13 protein-coding genes and 1 pseudogene are annotated in these 15,850 nt (G+C 61.9%); 7 read left to right on the top strand and 7 right to left on the bottom strand.

Going from position 1 to position 15,850, the window contains the following annotated elements:
• Positions 1-58 precede the first annotated feature (58 nt).
• The 4 genes from X727_RS140135 to X727_RS140150 all read right to left on the bottom strand — a co-directional run bounded on the left by X727_RS140135 (position 59) and on the right by X727_RS140150 (position 6,506).
• On the bottom strand, positions 59-3,082 hold the full coding sequence (locus X727_RS140135; RefSeq protein ID WP_023835017.1) for a caspase family protein: 3,024 nt from the start codon (positions 3,080-3,082) through the stop codon (positions 59-61).
• A 12-nt stretch (positions 3,083-3,094) separates the two neighbouring features.
• The gene (locus X727_RS140140; RefSeq protein ID WP_023835016.1) at positions 3,095-3,808 is read right to left on the bottom strand and encodes a hypothetical protein; all 714 of its coding nucleotides are present in this window, start codon (positions 3,806-3,808) and stop codon (positions 3,095-3,097) included.
• Positions 3,805-4,197 carry a hypothetical protein gene (locus tag X727_RS140145; protein ID WP_031196013.1) on the bottom strand — a complete coding sequence of 131 codons (393 nt, stop codon included), beginning with the start codon at positions 4,195-4,197 and terminating at the stop codon, positions 3,805-3,807. Before X727_RS140145 ends, X727_RS140140 begins: the two co-directional genes overlap by 4 nt.
• Before the next feature lie 89 nt (positions 4,198-4,286).
• On the bottom strand, positions 4,287-6,506 hold the full coding sequence (locus tag X727_RS140150; RefSeq protein WP_023835015.1) for a caspase family protein: 2,220 nt from the start codon (positions 6,504-6,506) through the stop codon (positions 4,287-4,289).
• Between the two features lie 295 nt (positions 6,507-6,801).
• On the opposite strand from X727_RS140150, the gene X727_RS140155 reads away from it, so the two are divergent.
• Positions 6,802-7,206 (top strand): Fur family transcriptional regulator, encoded by a 405-nt coding sequence (locus X727_RS140155; protein ID WP_023669789.1) that lies wholly within the window; start codon positions 6,802-6,804, stop codon positions 7,204-7,206.
• 8 nt (positions 7,207-7,214) lie between these two features.
• On the opposite strand, the gene X727_RS140160 is transcribed toward X727_RS140155, so the two are convergent.
• Positions 7,215-7,703, bottom strand: coding sequence for a macro domain-containing protein (locus X727_RS140160; protein WP_023691986.1), 489 nt, complete (start codon positions 7,701-7,703; stop codon positions 7,215-7,217).
• Between the two features lie 7 nt (positions 7,704-7,710).
• Positions 7,711-10,638 carry a DNA polymerase I gene (gene polA, locus X727_RS140165; RefSeq protein ID WP_023835014.1) on the bottom strand — a complete coding sequence of 976 codons (2,928 nt, stop codon included), beginning with the start codon at positions 10,636-10,638 and terminating at the stop codon, positions 7,711-7,713.
• A 443-nt stretch (positions 10,639-11,081) separates the two neighbouring features.
• Between polA and X727_RS140170 the strand changes: the two genes are divergently transcribed.
• From X727_RS140170 to X727_RS1000000167025, 5 genes are all read left to right on the top strand, one after another.
• Positions 11,082-12,467 (top strand): M20/M25/M40 family metallo-hydrolase, encoded by a 1,386-nt coding sequence (locus tag X727_RS140170; RefSeq protein ID WP_023835013.1) that lies wholly within the window; start codon positions 11,082-11,084, stop codon positions 12,465-12,467.
• Positions 12,468-12,544: 77 nt separating this feature from the next.
• Positions 12,545-13,165, top strand: a complete 621-nt coding sequence (locus tag X727_RS140175) for a ribonuclease D (RefSeq protein ID WP_023835012.1) — start codon at positions 12,545-12,547, stop codon at positions 13,163-13,165.
• Positions 13,166-13,245: 80 nt separating this feature from the next.
• Complete coding sequence (locus tag X727_RS140180) at positions 13,246-13,452, top strand: hypothetical protein (protein ID WP_023683046.1); 207 nt, start codon at positions 13,246-13,248, stop codon at positions 13,450-13,452.
• A 105-nt stretch (positions 13,453-13,557) separates the two neighbouring features.
• A complete protein-coding gene (locus tag X727_RS140185; RefSeq protein ID WP_023704219.1) occupies positions 13,558-13,812 on the top strand; it encodes a GlsB/YeaQ/YmgE family stress response membrane protein in 255 nt (84 codons plus the stop codon).
• Positions 13,813-13,889: 77 nt separating this feature from the next.
• Positions 13,890-14,036: a hypothetical protein gene (locus X727_RS1000000167025; protein ID WP_023686592.1), complete on the top strand. Its 147-nt coding sequence runs from the start codon at positions 13,890-13,892 to the stop codon at positions 14,034-14,036.
• A 345-nt stretch (positions 14,037-14,381) separates the two neighbouring features.
• Here X727_RS1000000167025 and X727_RS1000000165725 read toward each other — a convergent pair whose 3' ends face one another.
• Positions 14,382-15,104, bottom strand: coding sequence for a hypothetical protein (locus tag X727_RS1000000165725; protein ID WP_155923608.1), 723 nt, complete (start codon positions 15,102-15,104; stop codon positions 14,382-14,384).
• 402 nt (positions 15,105-15,506) lie between these two features.
• Here X727_RS1000000165725 and X727_RS1000000167020 point away from each other — a divergent pair.
• Positions 15,507-15,850 (top strand): annotated as a pseudogene (locus tag X727_RS1000000167020) (porin); the annotation flags it as partial.

Genomic DNA, 15,850 nt, shown 5'->3' with positions numbered 1-15,850 from the left:
CCCCCCTTGCGGGGGAGATGGCCGGCAGGCCAGAGGTGGGTGCCTGGGTGCCGACCTCTCACGGCTCAGCCAGCACAATGTTCTCCACGCCGCCGACATAGTAGAACGGCTTCTGCTTGGACGCGGTCAGCCGCAGCACTTCGCGCGAAATGTAGTCGGCGAGGCCGAACAGCGTCACGCCGCCGTCGGAGGTCTTGGCCCGGCCGCGCAGGCCTTCGAGGATCGAATAGGTGAAGACGCCATGGCCGAGCTCGGGCAGTTCGGCGGCGGTGTTGTTGGCAGCGGTGGCCGAGAAGACGACGATGCGTGCGTCCTGCGCGTCTTTTTCCAGGCGCGGGTTGAAGGCGTTGGCGGCGTGGCAGGTGTCGAGCAGCATGAAGCGCATGCCCTTGGCCCGCTCAACCGATTTCTGGATGTCGCCCCAGTCGACCAGCGAGGAGCGCTTCCAGCGGTCGGGATCCTGTTTGCGGCCGTCCGTGGGGATGAAATAATAGTCTTCGTCGATGTTGATGCCGTGACCGGCGACGAAAATGATGGTGGTGTCGTTCTCGCCGGGTTTGTCGAGGAAATCGGCGAGCTGGTCGTCGATGGTGTCGGAATCCGGTTCCAGGATGGTGTCGGCGCTGGCGACCTTGAACACGTCCTTGCCGGTATCGGGCGCCTCATCCAGCGCTTCGCGGTTGACCAGAACCAGCGTCTCCATCGCCGAAAACAAGGGCGCGGATTTCTGCGAGATCACCTTGAGGAATTCGGTGGCGTCATCGACGGGATAGCGCAGATCGCAGGCGTGGCCGGCGCATGCATCGGTGAGGAAAGGATATTTGTCGACGCCGATCACGGCGACGTAGAGCTTGCCCTTGTTGGCTGGATTTTCGGTTTTCCTGGCAAGCGCTGTGACACTGCGCTCGGTCAGATAGCCGAACTCGTTGGTGCCGGTGATGCGAATGGTATTTTCGCCATTCTCGACCGGCACTTCGACGATGGTGCTCTTGCCGCCATCGATTGACCGAGCGGTGACATCGCCGACATTGCGGCTGTCCGACAGGATCGAAAATCCGGCGACATCGGCGCCGGCTTCCTGCGCGCCCGAAATCTCGACGGCGACATAGCCCTCGCGGACGTTGCTCTGGTCGGCGGCAAGCTTGATGCCGAATTCCGGCGGTTTGCGCTCGAGCAGCTTTTCCAGCTCGCGGTCGACGCCGGGGCGCATTTCCTGGACCGCCTGTTCGGCGCTGCGCAGGATGATGGCCCGGCGCACCATTTCCGGGCTCCAGAGATATTTCTTCAGCTGGCCGGCGCTGATGAAACGCCCTTCGTGGTCGCGACCCTGATTGACGTGCCAGCCTATCAACTTGTCGCCGTCGGCGGAGGAATAATAGTAGCCCTGCGGCATCCAGGCGATCCATTCGGAACCGGCGAAGAACATCGACACGATCAGTTTGTGGCTCTTCAAATTCCACAACCGCACGGTCTGGTCGGCGCTGCCGGTGACCAACAGCCCTTCCTTCTCGGCGGCAACCATGGCGTTGATCTCGCCGGTGTGGCCGGTGAATTCACCCGATACATCGGCGGTCGCGGTTTTGTATTCCAACAGCGTGCCGTCGCTGCCGCCGGTGATCAGGCCAAGCCCATTGCCGATCAGCGTGTAAGCCGAATGGACGAAGCCATTGGTGGCGGCATTCTCGATGCTGTGCATCACCTTTCCGCCGCTCGCGATTTCGAGCACGGCATTCTCCAGGCCGTCCTTGCCGCCGGGGGCAGCACGGAGCGACCACTCACCCTCTGCGAGTGCCGCGCGGGCATAGGCGCCCTGTTCCGCCAACGCCACCGGGTCTTCGAAGAACCGCTCGGCCGTCGGTAGTGCCAGTACCTTGTCCAGCGTGCCCTGCAGCTCGGGACAGGACACGCGTTCAGGGCAGGGGTTGGTGTTGCCCCAAGCGATGGAGTTGCTCGCCGCATCGATCCCGATCGCCGTCACGGGTTCGCCGACCCCTTGCAGCAGCGCCTTGCGCTCGCCGGTCATGGGGTTCCAGACCTGGATGCCGTTGCGGGTGCCGCCGGCTGTCGCCACCAGCGAGCCGTCGGCATTGCCGGCGCCAGCAAAGACCGTGCCGTCATGGCCGTTATAGTCGAGCAGTTGCTCGCCGCTGTCGGTATTCCAGATCACCGAGCGATGCTTGTCGGCGCAGCGATAGCTGCATGACGCCACAAGCCGCGAACCCGTCGCGAAGCTCAGAGCGCCGATCTGGAAATCCTGCTTCGGCATGGCGCGGACGAATTTGCCCGTGCTGGCCTGCCAGAGCTGGACGTCGCCGTCCTTGCTGCCGGTGGCGAACAGCCTGCCATCCAATGACACGGCGAGTGCGGCGACGCCGACATCGCGCAGCGGTTCGGCCTCGGCGGGCAAAGCGATTTCCTCTGACTTGGCGACGTCCCAGAGCCGGATGCCATTGTCGGTGGTCGTCGCTGCCAGCCGGGTTCCCGCAGCGGCGAAGGCGAGCTTTTCTACACGCCAGGAATCGGCATCGAATTTTTCCGCCAGCGTCCAGCCCGACGCGGATTTGTCGTCCGCCCGCCAGAGGTAGACGAAACCATCGCCACCGCCGGCGGCGAGCGTGTTTCCGTCGGGTGAAAAGGCGACATCATAGATGGCATAGTCGGCGGCCTTGAGCACGGTTCTGATCTTGCCGGTGGCGAAATCGAACAGCCTGATATCGCCATAAGGGGGCTTGTCGCCGATGCCGGCGCCGAAATAACCGCCGGCGGCGATCGTCTTGCCATCCGGCGACACGGCAATCGCAAAGACCTTGCCGTCATTGCCATTGCCAAGATAGCCGCGAATGGTGCGGAGCGTCACCCCGCTCTGCCAGTCCCAGATGCGGATGGTCTTGTCATCGGACGCCGAGACCAGTCCCTCGCCGTCCGGCGTGAAGGCAAGATCGGTGACCCTGGCGCTGTGGCCGCCGGTGTTGAGATCGAGATGGAAATCGAGGTCCTCGGCACCGGCGGTTGACGTTAACGCCAGAAGACCGACCAGGATTAGCCACCGGATAGCACGAAAGGGATGGGAGCTGCCCGGCACCTTGTTGCGCCGCTATTTGGAGTCGGCGGGCGGCGGCGACCCGTGACGCACATAATTCTCGATCGCCTGGGCATAATTGGCGGAACCGGCCTTGCGTTCTTTTTCGATGTAGCCGGCAAAATAGCTCCAGAACGACACCGCATAGTCGCGGAAATAGGCATCGGCGACATCGCGCGAACAGAGCTTGCCCTCAACACAGATGGAGAGACGATTGAGGAAATAGACGATGCGATCAAAATTGTCGTTGAAATCGGCGATCGGCATGGTGCCGCCGCCGGCAGTCATCGCCTCGATGCCAATGCGTTGCCGGAAGACCTGTTCCTCGGTCGGCGACGGCGTGGCGCTGAGCAGATTGTCGTATTTGGCGTTGAGCGACGAGAGGCGCTCCTTGAGCGCGCGCTGCGCCTGCTGAAAATCCTTGCTTTCCCAAAGCTCGACCAGCGACATCGTCTGCTCGACGCGCTTCTGTTCCTGGTTTGCCAGAAACTGGAAGACCGAGAAGGCCAGGGTGAAGATGATCGCCAGGCGCACGGCGAGACCCGACCAGGCGTAGATCAGCATGCGCCAGTCGCGGTCGGTGAAGGGGTTGGCTTCCTTCTTGATCTCGTGACTGCTCGGCCACGGAAAGCCTTCGGTGGTTTCGGGCAAGGTCGCCGGCTTCTTGGCCGGCGGAGGCGCCGATGTGGTCGGCGATTTCTGCGTTGCAGTGCCCCCCGGCTTTTTCATCCGCAGCTGTCCAGTTGGATGATGGCGGTGGGATCGAGCACGATGCCGGGTGTCTCCAGCTTCTTTTTCAGGCAATCGAGCTGCGTGCGCGAAATCATGAACTGCACGTCCGGTTCGGCAGCCGCCTTGCTGGGTGACGGCAAGGGCTCGACCACGCCGCGCGAGGCGCAGCTGGAGAGATCGACGACAACGGCCGTGTTGCCGGTCTTGGCGATCTGGTCGTACTGGTCGAGAAAGCAGGTGGCGAGCTCGGAATTGGTGACGATCTGCTTGGCGCACAGGCCGCAATTCTCGTCCGCCGAGGCGCTGGCAACCAGCAACAGGCTGCCGGCAAGGCCGGCCGTCGCTGCACGCCAGGAGAGCACGGGGATAGTCACTGATGTCCTCATCTGTTGCATCCAGCCGCGGCGCATAGAGGTGTCGCGAGCCGGGAATGTTCATATATCACGCCTACAAGAGCCGGCGAAGCAATGTCAGGTCAGGCGCGGGGCACCGTCTCCATCGGGAAGATCATCACCGCGCCTTTGGGACCGCTCTTGTCGGCAAGCCGCATCACGGAGCGCGTTGCCGGTGCCATGCCGATGTCGGCCAGCATGTCGGAAAAACCAGGCGTTCCCGATGCGGCACGCGTCACGGCGCGCACGCCTTCCTGGGCAAGAAAGCTCAGATCCTCTTTCTCGCTTTGCGGCGGCGCCTCGGTCAGCACGGCAATCATTCGCTCCATGCCGAAGCTGGTGTCGGTGAAGGCGAGCAGCCCTTCCTTCAGGCCCTGATCGGCCTGCTGATTGATCGGGGCCAGCCGCTCGGCGACGATGTGGGTGATCGAATAGTCGCTGCCGATATACAGCACGTTGATGTCGACGAACTCGTCGGACTCGTTCTTGGCCGCAATGTGTACCTGATCGCCCGGCGAAACGCGCGGCACCGTTGACGATTCGATCGGCTCCAGCGCATCGCTGTCCTGGCGCTTGATCAGGAACTGGACGCTGACCTCGTCCGGCCGGTAGTCGGACGCCGCGGCGAGCCGCGACAGGCCGGTGGCGCGGAAGATCGTGGTCAGGGTCTTGGCTGTGTTTTCCGCAAGCTTGTCGCGGCCATCCTGATGGATGACGACGCGCGGCGGCTTGCTGCCGTCCTTCAAGCTGATGTCGCCGGACGCCGGCAGGAACCACAGCGCCGGTTCGTCGCTGGCGTTGGCGGCAGCGCCGTCCATGGATTTTTCGCGCAGCACCGCAAGCCGCAGATCGGCGCTCTTGCCGGGCTCGACCAGCGCGATGTGAAAGCCGGACTTCGGCTTCGCCACCAATTCGTCCAGAACCGAATTGACCAGCTCGGTTTCTTTTTCGAGCCCTGCGGTCGGCGCCGGCTTTGCCACCAGCAGCTTGTAGTCGACTGCGAGTTCGGCAACGCGCGCATAGGCGCCGGCGGGCACCGCCGTCGGCGCAAGCGCCGGCTTGCCGTCGAATTCGACCGGTGCGAGCTGGCTTTCGAGGTTTTTTGCCGATTTCACTTCGAGATAGCCGACGGCGTCGGAGAGCTTCGACAGCGCCGAAGGCAAAATGGCGAGCTTGCTGCCGGGGGTCAGACCCTGCAGCAGCCCGGCGCCGATCGCGGCATCGCCGTCCTTGACGGCAATCGGCCATTGCATGACGGCGTCGGTCTTGTCGGTGCCGAACACGCGGGCGTCCAGTTCGCCCTCGAACAGGGGCGTCGGCCTTGTGCGGCCATCGGCCGAATATTGCTGCAGCACGGCCTGGCCGAGCTGGCGATAGGTGACGTTGGGGTTCTCGGCCAATTTCGACAGGATCGTGAAGGTGAACAGGCCGAAGCGCGGCGCGTCGGGCGTGCCCTTGGGCAGCGGCATTTCCGGCGTCGTCTCGACCGTCTGCGCGGCATAGAAGGCGACCAGCTTGCCCCGGGCGATTGGCTCTGCGCCGGTCGGCGTCAGGTTGAAGGCCGGCTTGCGGCCGCCATTCTCGTCGAAACCGCGCGATGGGCTTGCCGAGATGTCGTCATAGGCCTTCACCGCGGCTGCTCTCGCCGCGTCGTCGCCGCCGACGAGGTCGGCGAACTCGACCTTGCGCTCCAGTTCGTCATCGACTTCCGCGGCGCGCGTCGCGGTGCCGGAATGGCAGCAGTCGAACACCACCCAGACAAAGGCGCCCTTGTCGCGGATGGCGTCGAGTGCGGCGCCGACTTCGTTGTCGACCAGCGCGTTCGGCACGCCCTCTTCGCGGTTGATCCATTTGTCGATATCGGACGGCAGGAAAATCTCGTCGAGGCCGTCGGTCTCGTCACCGGCCTTGGCTTGCGGCTGCTGGGCGCCGTGGCCCGACAGATGCAGATAGACGAAATCGTCGCGTTGCACCTTGCCGGCGAGGTCGGCAAGGGCGGCCTTGATCGCCGCATGCGTCGGCGGGCCGTTGGCGCCTTCGACGTCCTTGGCGAGCAGGATCACATTCTCGGCCGAGAACTTCACCGGATCGGGCGTGTTCTTCAGGAGATAGTCGCGCACCAGGCCGGCATCGTTCTTCGGCCCGATCAGCCAGTTCTTCTGCGGCAGGTTCGGATAGTCGGTGCAGGCAACCAGCAGCGCGTGATAGGTGCGCGAGGCGGCGAGGGCACGGAACGAAACCGTACCGGCAACCACAAGCGCCGACGTGCCGACGAGCAGCGTCCGTCGTGTCAGTTTGATCATAATTGCTTCCCCAAGCCCGATCGAATTTGCAAGTGCGGCACCTTTCCTCGCGAATTTTGTCAGTATTTTGAATGTGGTCGGTGCCGTCAATCGGCGGTGGTGGTCATGGTGTCGATGGCGATAACGGAAACAGTGGCAAAAAGCCTGCTTCATCGCTATCTCAAGGGAATTGAGACCGTCGCATGGCAGAAATGATTTGCGAGCGGCGCTGGATCAAACAGATGGAACGTGATGTCGTCCGAGAACCGCTCCACACTTTTCGGCATCATGCTCTAAACGATCGGAAAACGGGATCATGGCGGCAAGGGATGTGCTGACGAAGAATCAGCTGAGCGTACTCGAAAAGCTCGAGGCCGCCAGCGGACCGCTCAGCGCCTATACGCTTCTCGACCAGCTGCGCGAGCGCGGTTTCCGCGCGCCGCTACAGGTTTACCGGGCACTCGACAGCCTGGTGAAGTCAGGCTTCGTGCACCGGTTGGAAAGCCTCAACTCCTTCGTCGCCTGCGCCGAACCGCACGACCATACGCATTCGATGACAGCCTTCGCTATCTGCGACACATGCGGGCAGGTGATGGAGATGTCCGACCATGACGTCGACCATCGGCTGGACGAATGGGTGCGCTCGACCGGGTTTGCTGCGAAGAAGGCGGTGATCGAGTTTCGCGGGACGTGTGCCAAGTGCCTGGCTGAGGCGGCTTAGCTTGCTTCCTACTTGAGCCGAGGCGGTGCGCTATTCTCGAATTCGTTCAAGAATGTCTCATAGACGACGTACCGCGTAGGCCCAGGTGTTAGCTGCTCCATAAGCAGGGGTTTCACCTCGTCGAGCCAAGATAATTTGCCAAGGCCAGACCCGATTTTTGGCAAGGCGATGGATTCTACCCGGTTTTTGTCGGCCCATTTCACAAGCCCGCGAACTGCTTTCCGTAAATAGGGAAGCGTGGCGTGATACATATCTGGCTGGGTTGCCAGATAAATGAAGCCCGGCTGATTGCCGTCTGGCTCCAATGTCCAGATATGACCCCCAATAAACCTGCCGGTCCGAGCATATTTCTTGAACGCAGCCTGCACATTCGGCCACTTTTTCGAAATCTTCAGCGCAAGTCCGGTGCCAAGGCCCTCTTGATTGCCCTCTGCCACGCCTTGAGCGATATAGCTTTCCTGGGCGGCCAGCAGGTCTCCGGTGACAAAGACAATCATCGCACCTTCAATGCGCCTCGTCCCAGTTGTTCGCTGCGCGGGCATCGACATGCAGCGGCACCGACATCGAGATGGCCGGCATCGGCGCGTTCTCCATCACCCTGCGCACCACGGGGATCGTCGCCTCGACTTCCGCTTCAACCGTCTCGAAGATCAATTCGTCATGCACCTGCAAGAGCATGCGGGCGGACAGGCCGGCCTTTTCCAGCGCCTCGTCCATATGCACCATGGCGCGGCGGATGATATCGGCAGCGGTGCCTTGCAGCCTGGCGTTGATCGAGGCGCGCTCGTTGAAGGCACGGATCGGCGGGTTTGACGACCGGATCTCAGGATAGTGGATGCGGCGGCCGAAGATGGTTTCGACGAAGCCATGCTCGCGGGCATAGGCTTTTGTTGCCTCGATATAGTCGCGGATGCCGGGGAAACGCTCGAAGTATTTCTTGATGTAGGCGCCGGCCTCCTCGCGCGGGATCGACAGCTGGTTGGCCAGCCCAAAGGCCGAGATGCCGTAGATGATGCCGAAATTGATTGCCTTGGCGCGGCGGCGCACTTCGGAAGGCATGCCTTCGACCGGCACGTTGAACATTTCCGAGGCGGTGATGGCGTGGATGTCGGCGCCATCGGCGAAGGCCTGCTTCAGTTGCGGGATCTCGGCGACGTGGGCAAGCACGCGCAGTTCGATCTGGCTGTAGTCGGCCGAGACCAGTTTCTGGCCCTTGTCGGCGATGAAGGCCGTCCTGATCTTGCGTCCCTCCGCGGTGCGCACCGGGATGTTCTGCAGATTGGGATCGGATGAGGAAAGCCGGCCCGTCGTCGTCGCGGCCAGCGCATAGGAGGTGTGGACGCGCCTGGTGTCGGGATGGATGAAGCCCGGCAGCGCGTCGGTGTAGGTCGATTTCAGCTTGGTCAGCTGGCGCCAGTCGACGATCTTGCGCGGCAGTTCGTGGCCTTCGGCGGCGAGATCCTCCAGAAGCTGCGCGGAAGTCGACCATTGCCCGGTCTTGGTCTTGGAGCCGCCGGGCAGGCCCATGCGGCCGAACAGGATGTCGCCCAGCTGCTTTGGCGACCCGATGTTGATGCGCTCGCCGACAAGGCCGTAGATTTCCTCTTCCAGGCGTGCGGCGCCTTGCGCCAGCTCGCCGGAGAGCCGCGACAGGATCTGGCGGTCGACCGAGATGCCGCGCTGCTCCATCCGCGCCAGCACCGGCACCAGCGGCCGCTCCAGCCGCTCATAGACCGAGACCAGGCCCTTGGCGGCAAGTCGGGGCTTCAGCACCTGCCACAGCCGCAGCGCCACGTCGGCATGGCCGGCGGCGTAGGCGGTCGCCCGGTCGATGTCGACCTGGTCGAAGCCGACCGAGCTTCTGCCGGAACCGGCGAGATCCTTGAGCGGCGTCGTGGCATGGCCGAGCCATTTGTCGGCGAGCGAGGACAAAGTGTGGTGGCCGGTGCCGGCGTCGAGCACATAGGAAATCAACATCGTGTCGTCGAAGGGTGCGATATCGATGCCGTGGCGGCTCATGACGACGATGTCGTATTTGGCGTCCTGGGCGATCTTGAGCACCGATTTGTCTTCCAGCAGCGGCTTCAGCAGCGCCAGCGCCTCGCGGATCGGAATCTGGTTCTCCAGCGTGCCGCCGCCGAGCAGGTCGCCGGCGCCGCTCTTGTGGGCGAGCGGCACATAGGCGGCGCGGCCGGGGCCGATCGCCAGAGAGAAACCGATGAGGTCGGCCAGCATCGGATCGGAAGACGTGGTTTCGGTGTCGAAGGCGACGATGCCGGTCTCCTTGGCTTGGGCCAGCCATGTCTTGAGCGTCGCCGTGTCGCGGATGGCGACATAGGCGGCGGGATCGATTTTGGCCGCAGCGGCCGTTTCCAGGCGAAGTGCGGCAAGCAGCGAAGGGGCGTCGCCGGCTCTGGCGGTTTCGGTTTTGGCTTCATCCTGTGTTGCCGCAGGCGCCGCTATGCCGGAACCGACATCGGGGCCGTGCGCGGTGTCGGCGCGCTCGACGGTGACGGCGACAGCCTGCACATCGCCGGCTTCGGTGCTGGTCGCCTCGGCCACACGGCGGGTCAGCGAGGTGAATTCCATGGTTTTGAGAAAGCCGATCAGCTTCGGCCCATCCGGCGCATGCAGCACGAAATCGTCGAGCCCGTCGGTCACCGGCACGTCGTTCTTCAGCGTCACCAGCTGGCGCGATATGCGCGCCTTGTCGGCATTGGCGATGATCGATTCGCGCCTCTTGTCCTGCTTGATCTCGCTGGCCCGGGCGAGCAGCCCGTCAAGGTCGCCGAACTGTTCCAGAAGCTGCGCCGCCGTTTTCGGCCCGATGCCGGGTACGCCCGGCACATTGTCGACGGAGTCGCCGGTCAGCGCCTGCAGGTCGATCATCTTTTCCGGCGGCACGCCCCATTTCTCGATGACTTCGGGGATGCCGATCTGGCGGTCCTTCATCGGGTCGTACATGCCGACCGTGGGTCCGACCAGCTGCATCAGATCCTTGTCGGAGGAGATGATAGTGGTGTCGCCGCCGGCCTCGCACGCCAGCCTGGCATAAGTGGCGATGAGGTCGTCGGCCTCGTAGCCTTCGATCTCGATGCAAGGCAGGTTGAAGGCCACGGTTGCCTGGCGGATCAGACCGAATTGCGGGATCAGGTCTTCGGGCGGTGCGTTGCGGTTGGCCTTGTATTCCGGGTAAAGATCATTGCGGAAGGTTTTCGACGAATAATCGAAAATGACCGCTAAATGCGTCGGCACGATGCCTACATCGGTGTTGCGGGCGTCCTGCATCAGCTTCCACAACATGTTGCAGAAGCCGGAGACCGCGCCGACCGGCAGCCCATCGGATTTGCGGGTCAGCGGCGGCAGCGCATGATAGGCGCGAAAGATGTAGCCGGAGCCGTCGATAAGGAAGAGATGGTCGCCTTTTTTCATGCCGGCAGGGATAGCGCGCCGGGACGGCGCGGTCCATGGCAAAGGCGGGCTTCCAACAGGTGTTGCGGCGACATGCTGACAGAGCCTGCCTGCCGATAGGCCCTGCTGCTGTTTGCCTCGGCGCTCACGGCTATGTTACAAAAGTGTAATTTTTGTGCCCTTGAAACGCCACGATCCGAGACACAAATAAAGGTCATCGGCAGTTTTCGCCGAGTCCGGAGCAAGGCCCGTCCCCCGCCTATCCCGGACAATTGCGGCAGCCTATCCCCCCTCTCCGGGCTGCCGCATCGTTTCGAGTAAAAACCGCCGTGGTTCCCCTCCACCACGGCGGTTCTTTTTTGCCTTCTGACAAGTGTTTACGGTCCGTGGTCCAACGATCGCGGGCTTTTCGTTTTGATGCGCTGCCTTTACGGTCCCGGCACCGAAAAGAAAGGCCCGCAGTAATGTCCACTATTTCCTCCGTCCTAGACCGTCTCGATAAAAATCTCGACCATAGCCTGGAGCGCCTGTTCGGCCTGCTTCGCATCAAGTCGATCTCGACCGATTCCGACTATGCCGCCGACTGCCGCAAGGCCGCCGAATGGCTGGTGGCGGACCTCAAGCTGATCGGCTTCGACGCTTCGGTGCGCGACACGCCGGGACACCCGATGGTGGTTGCGCACCATGAAGGCCCCGCCGGCTCGCCGCATGTGCTGTTTTACGGCCATTACGACGTGCAGCCGGTCGATCCGATCGAGCTTTGGGAGAACGACCCGTTTGCGCCGGCGGTCAAGGAGATCGAGCCCGGTCACAAGGTAATCACCGGCCGTGGCTCGGCCGACGACAAGGGGCAGCTGATGACCTTCGTCGAGGCCTGCCGCGCCTGGAAGCAGGTGCATGGCAATCTGCCCTGCCGCATCACCATCCTGTTCGAGGGCGAGGAGGAGTCCGGTTCGCCGTCGCTCAAGCCGTTCCTCGAGGCCAATGCCGATGAGCTCAAGGCCGATTTCGCGCTGGTCTGCGACACCGGCATGTGGGACCGCGAGACGCCGTCGATCTGCGTTTCGCTGCGCGGAATGGTCGGCGAGGAGGTCACCGTCAAGGCCGCCGATCGCGACCTGCATTCGGGCCTCTATGGCGGCGCCGCCGCCAACCCGATCCGCATCCTGGCGAAAATCCTCGCCGACATCCATGACGAGAACGGCCACATCACCATTCCCGGCTTCTATGACGGGGTCGAGGAAACGCCGTCGCAGATCCTGAAATCATGGGAAACTCTGGGCGAGACCGCCGAAACCTTCCTCGGACCGATCGGCCTCTCGATCCCGTCGGGCGAAAAAGGCCGCTCGGTGATGGAACTGACCTGGGCGCGGCCGACGGCCGAGTTCAACGGCATCATCGGCGGCTATACCGGCAAGGGGTTCAAGACAGTGATCGCGGCGGAAGCGTCGTCGAAAATCTCCTTCCGCCTCGTCCACAAGCAGGACCCCGAGAAGATCCGCGCCGCTTTCCGGAAATTCGTCGAGGCGCGCATTCCCGGGGACTGTTCGGTCGAATTCCACCCGCATGGCGGCGGGCCGGCAATTCAGCTTTCCTACGACTCGCCATTCCTGACCAAGGCCAAGACTGCGCTGTCGGATGAATGGCCGAAGCCCGCTGTGACCACGGGCGGTGGTGGTTCCATTCCGGTGGTCGGCGACTTTCAGACCTATCTCGGCATGGAATCGCTGCTGGTCGGGTTCGGGCTCGACGACGACCGCATCCACTCGCCCAACGAGAAATACGAGCTGACCTCCTTCCACAAGGGCCAGCGCTCCTGGGCGCGCATTCTCGATGCGCTGACGCGCTGAGGAGGCTGGGAAGTTTTCTTGTTGATTTTTCAGCGGATCGCGGCGAGGACGAGTTACGCCGCGATCCGGAGACAACCATGGCCGACATCCGCTTCCACAAGAACGATCTGCCCGACCTCGCCCACTACAATGTCGACGCGGTGGCCATCGATACCGAGACGCTGGGCTTGAACCCGCACCGCGACCGGCTGTGCGTGGTGCAGATTTCGCCCGGCGATGGCTCCGCCGACGTGATCCAGATCGCGCCCGGCCAGAAGAAAGCGCCGAACCTCGTCAGCCTGCTGCGCAACCGCGGCATATCGAAACTGTTCCACTACGGCCGTTTCGACCTCGCCGTGCTCTACAACGCCTTCGGCGTCATGCCGGAGCCGGTGTTCTGCACCAAGATCGCCTCGCGGCTGACCCGCACCTATACCGACCGGCACGGCTTGAAGGACATCTGCTTCGAACTGCTTGGCGTCGGCCTGTCGAAGGCGCAGCAGTCGTCGGACTGGGCGGCCGAGACCCTGTCGCCCGAACAGCTCGAATATGCCGCTTCCGACGTTCTCTATCTGCACCGTCTGCGCGAGGTCCTGGCTGGACGCCTGGCGCGGGACGGGCGCACCAAGGAAGCCGACGCCTGCTTCTGCTTCCTGCCGACGCGTGCCAAGCTCGATTTGATGGGTTGGGACGAAGAGGATATTTTTGCCCACAGCTGATGGCCTTCAGATAACGCTTCCGGCAGCCTTGCAACCAGACACGCGTCGTGGCGTTCTGTCGACTCAATGAGGGGGATGACGTGGCAGACCGCAAACCGATAGCGACCGCCCCGACGGATGGATCCAAGGTCACTGTTCTGTGGAAGGACGGCGCCGGCGTCGTCAGCGAATCCGTCGGGCAATATCGCGACGGCGCCTGGTGGGTCTACACCGACAGCGATACCCAGAAAAAGGTCGACCCGACCAGCTGGCGGCCAGTCTCCAGCGACGATGACGACGATCAATGAGCGCCGCTAGCGGGTGCAACTGCTTTCGCATAGCCTGAAGTCGTTGATATCGAGGCCGATTCGGGGCCTTCCGCTCCGTAGCCTCTCTTCCTGGAGGAACGCGTCATGGGCATCGAAAGCCTTCTCATCTTCATCATAATCGGCGCCATTGCCGGCTGGCTCGCCGGCCTCATCGTCTCGGGCTTCGGCTTCGGCCTCATCGGCAACATCATCGTCGGCATTATCGGCGCCCTGATCGCCGGCTGGCTATTTCCAAGGCTCGGTTTCGCTATCGGCGGCGGCATTCTGGCTGCCATCATCAACGCCACGATCGGCGCCGTCATCCTGCTGGTGCTGGTCAAGGTTCTGAAGCGAGCTTGACGCTCTAAGTTTCATTCAACGCAATTCCTCAGGAGAAAGCCTGTGCTTTCCTGGAATTGCTGCCAAAGGAGCGCGCCGTGAAACAGAACACTCTCTATCTCCTTGTCGGCGCGCTCGTTGTCGTGGTCATCGCGCTCGGTGCATATGTCTATCACGAACAGACCAAGCCCAAGGGCGTCGAACTGAAGATCGACGACAAGGGCATTTCGATCCAGCAGAATTGAAATATTCGGGGTAGCCAGGGCCTCTGCCTTTTGCGGCAGACAGGCCGCGAGGATGCGGCTTTCGGACCCAGTTGGCGGCAGCGGATTTTAGAAATTCTTAAGGAATTTCAGAAGGGTGCATAAACCCTGCTTTAACGCGCCCTTAAGACTAAGCCCTTGATTTTGCTTGAAGTGGTTACCGTTGGTTGCGATCGTTCGGGGCGTTGGGGAGAGAAATTTAGTAAAAAACTACACCCCAATGAATTCCAGGTCGCGATGGAGCGCGCTGTGCGAAACGCACTCAGGGGCGAGGGCGAGTGCGAGCTGTTCGCGACCAACCAAGTCTCGTGTTGGCACCACCAAAACTTACGTTGAGATTTTGAACGGGATAACTGTGGTGTCGTTCGGTGCGAGGTTCCGAGCAGCCGAAACCACCCCCTTTATGTCGCCAGCGTGAAGAACATCGATTGGACTTTGTTCCTTAAGTTGAAAGTTTGGCGATATGAGCCATTCCCATGCTTGACGTGGACTACCAACGATCGAGATTACCTCGGCGATGCCAGGGACCGGCCGTCCATCAGCAAACTGCCTTAAAGGGAATACGGGCTTGCTGCTGCTCCGGGTATTTAGAGCGACGGCTTCATTTCGTTTCTGCCAACGATATAATGTGGAGCGCGGAATTCCGAAGAAACGCTCGATCTCCGTTGGGCCAGCCACCGGCCCGGCCCAATCGTCCGCCAGTTTCAGAGTTGCTGCCGGTTCGGAACGGCTGGCTTTGAGACGAACGAGGCGCCTAGAAACTTGTCCCAAGGCGATCTGTGTCAACTCGGTCGCAAACTCCGTCGCGTAATTTGGAATGTCTTCCTCAATGGTTTTGAAGGCCCTCTGAATAGCGTCTGGCTGACATACTATCTGGGATACGATGATGGCCGCTATCTCAGACGCAGCCCTCATCGCCGGCAGTCGAATCTTCGGTCCATCCGTTTGGAGCACGCTCTCAATGGCTAGGTAGAGGGTCTCCTGCAGGCCTTCGCGGCTTTCAAGCTTTTCCCTGTGCCGCAGTTTGGAAAAACGTCTTTTGGTTGTCATTGCGCTCTCGATTCTATTGCTAAGCAAGGCATCCCAGCGCCATACAAAGATCATAAAGGCGGGCCGAGGCAACGCCAATTCGTTACCAAATTGTTTCTCAAGTGGCAAAAACGTGACGTTTCTGCAACACGGGGCTGTCATAGAAGCCAGATTGGCCTTTTGGCGCGACGATCTTGGTTGCTCACCGCAATCCGATGCGTAATGTCGATTTCGAAGGAGCGGCGCGGTGCGCATCTTTTTCGGTAGTGGGGATGGGGCAGGGAACGCTGTCCTTCAGCNGTCGATTTCGAAGGAGCGGCGCGGTGCGCATCTTTTTCGGTAGTGGGGATGGGGCAGGGAACGCTGTCCTTCAGCTAAAGAATACCCAGACCCGTTTTTTAACTTTTGACTGGAGGTCAGAAAATGAACATTAAGAGCCTTCTTCTCGGCTCCGCTGCGGCCCTGATCGCAGTTTCCGGTGCGCGCGCCGCCGACGCCGTCGTCGTCGCCGAGCCGGAACCGGCTGAATACGTCAANGCTACTTCTACATCCCCGGCACCGAAACCTGCCTGCGCATCGGCGGCTATGTCCGCTACGACATCGGCGGTGGTGATGTCGGCTCGTTCGACGGCGCGACGTCCGCCGACGTTGAGGACGGCGGCAGCAACGACACCTGGTTCAAAAAGGCCCGTTTCTCGCTGAAGACCTGGACCGGCCAGGAAACCGAGCTCGGCACCTTGAAGACCTACACTGAGACCCGCTTCAAC

The sequence above is a fragment of the Mesorhizobium sp. L103C105A0 genome, assembly GCF_000502215.1.
Lineage (GTDB): Bacteria > Pseudomonadota > Alphaproteobacteria > Rhizobiales > Rhizobiaceae > Mesorhizobium.
The sequence above is the reverse complement of the archived record's forward strand: the minus strand, read 5'-3'. Positions and strand labels throughout refer to the sequence as shown.

Excerpts from the sequence above, each read along its gene's own strand:
- X727_RS140140 (WP_023835016.1), bottom strand. The coding sequence starts at position 3,808 with ATGAAAAAGCCGGGGGGCACTGCAACGCAGAAATCGCCGACCACATCG.
- X727_RS140145 (WP_031196013.1), bottom strand. The coding sequence starts at position 4,197 with ATGAGGACATCAGTGACTATCCCCGTGCTCTCCTGGCGTGCAGCGACG.
- X727_RS140150 (WP_023835015.1), bottom strand. The coding sequence starts at position 6,506 with ATGATCAAACTGACACGACGGACGCTGCTCGTCGGCACGTCGGCGCTT.
- X727_RS140155 (WP_023669789.1), top strand. The coding sequence starts at position 6,802 with ATGGCGGCAAGGGATGTGCTGACGAAGAATCAGCTGAGCGTACTCGAA.
- X727_RS140160 (WP_023691986.1), bottom strand. The coding sequence starts at position 7,703 with ATGATTGTCTTTGTCACCGGAGACCTGCTGGCCGCCCAGGAAAGCTAT.
- polA (WP_023835014.1), bottom strand. The coding sequence starts at position 10,638 with ATGAAAAAAGGCGACCATCTCTTCCTTATCGACGGCTCCGGCTACATC.
- X727_RS140170 (WP_023835013.1), top strand. The coding sequence starts at position 11,082 with ATGTCCACTATTTCCTCCGTCCTAGACCGTCTCGATAAAAATCTCGAC.
- X727_RS140175 (WP_023835012.1), top strand. The coding sequence starts at position 12,545 with ATGGCCGACATCCGCTTCCACAAGAACGATCTGCCCGACCTCGCCCAC.
- X727_RS140185 (WP_023704219.1), top strand. The coding sequence starts at position 13,558 with ATGGGCATCGAAAGCCTTCTCATCTTCATCATAATCGGCGCCATTGCC.
- X727_RS1000000165725 (WP_155923608.1), bottom strand. The coding sequence starts at position 15,104 with ATGACAACCAAAAGACGTTTTTCCAAACTGCGGCACAGGGAAAAGCTT.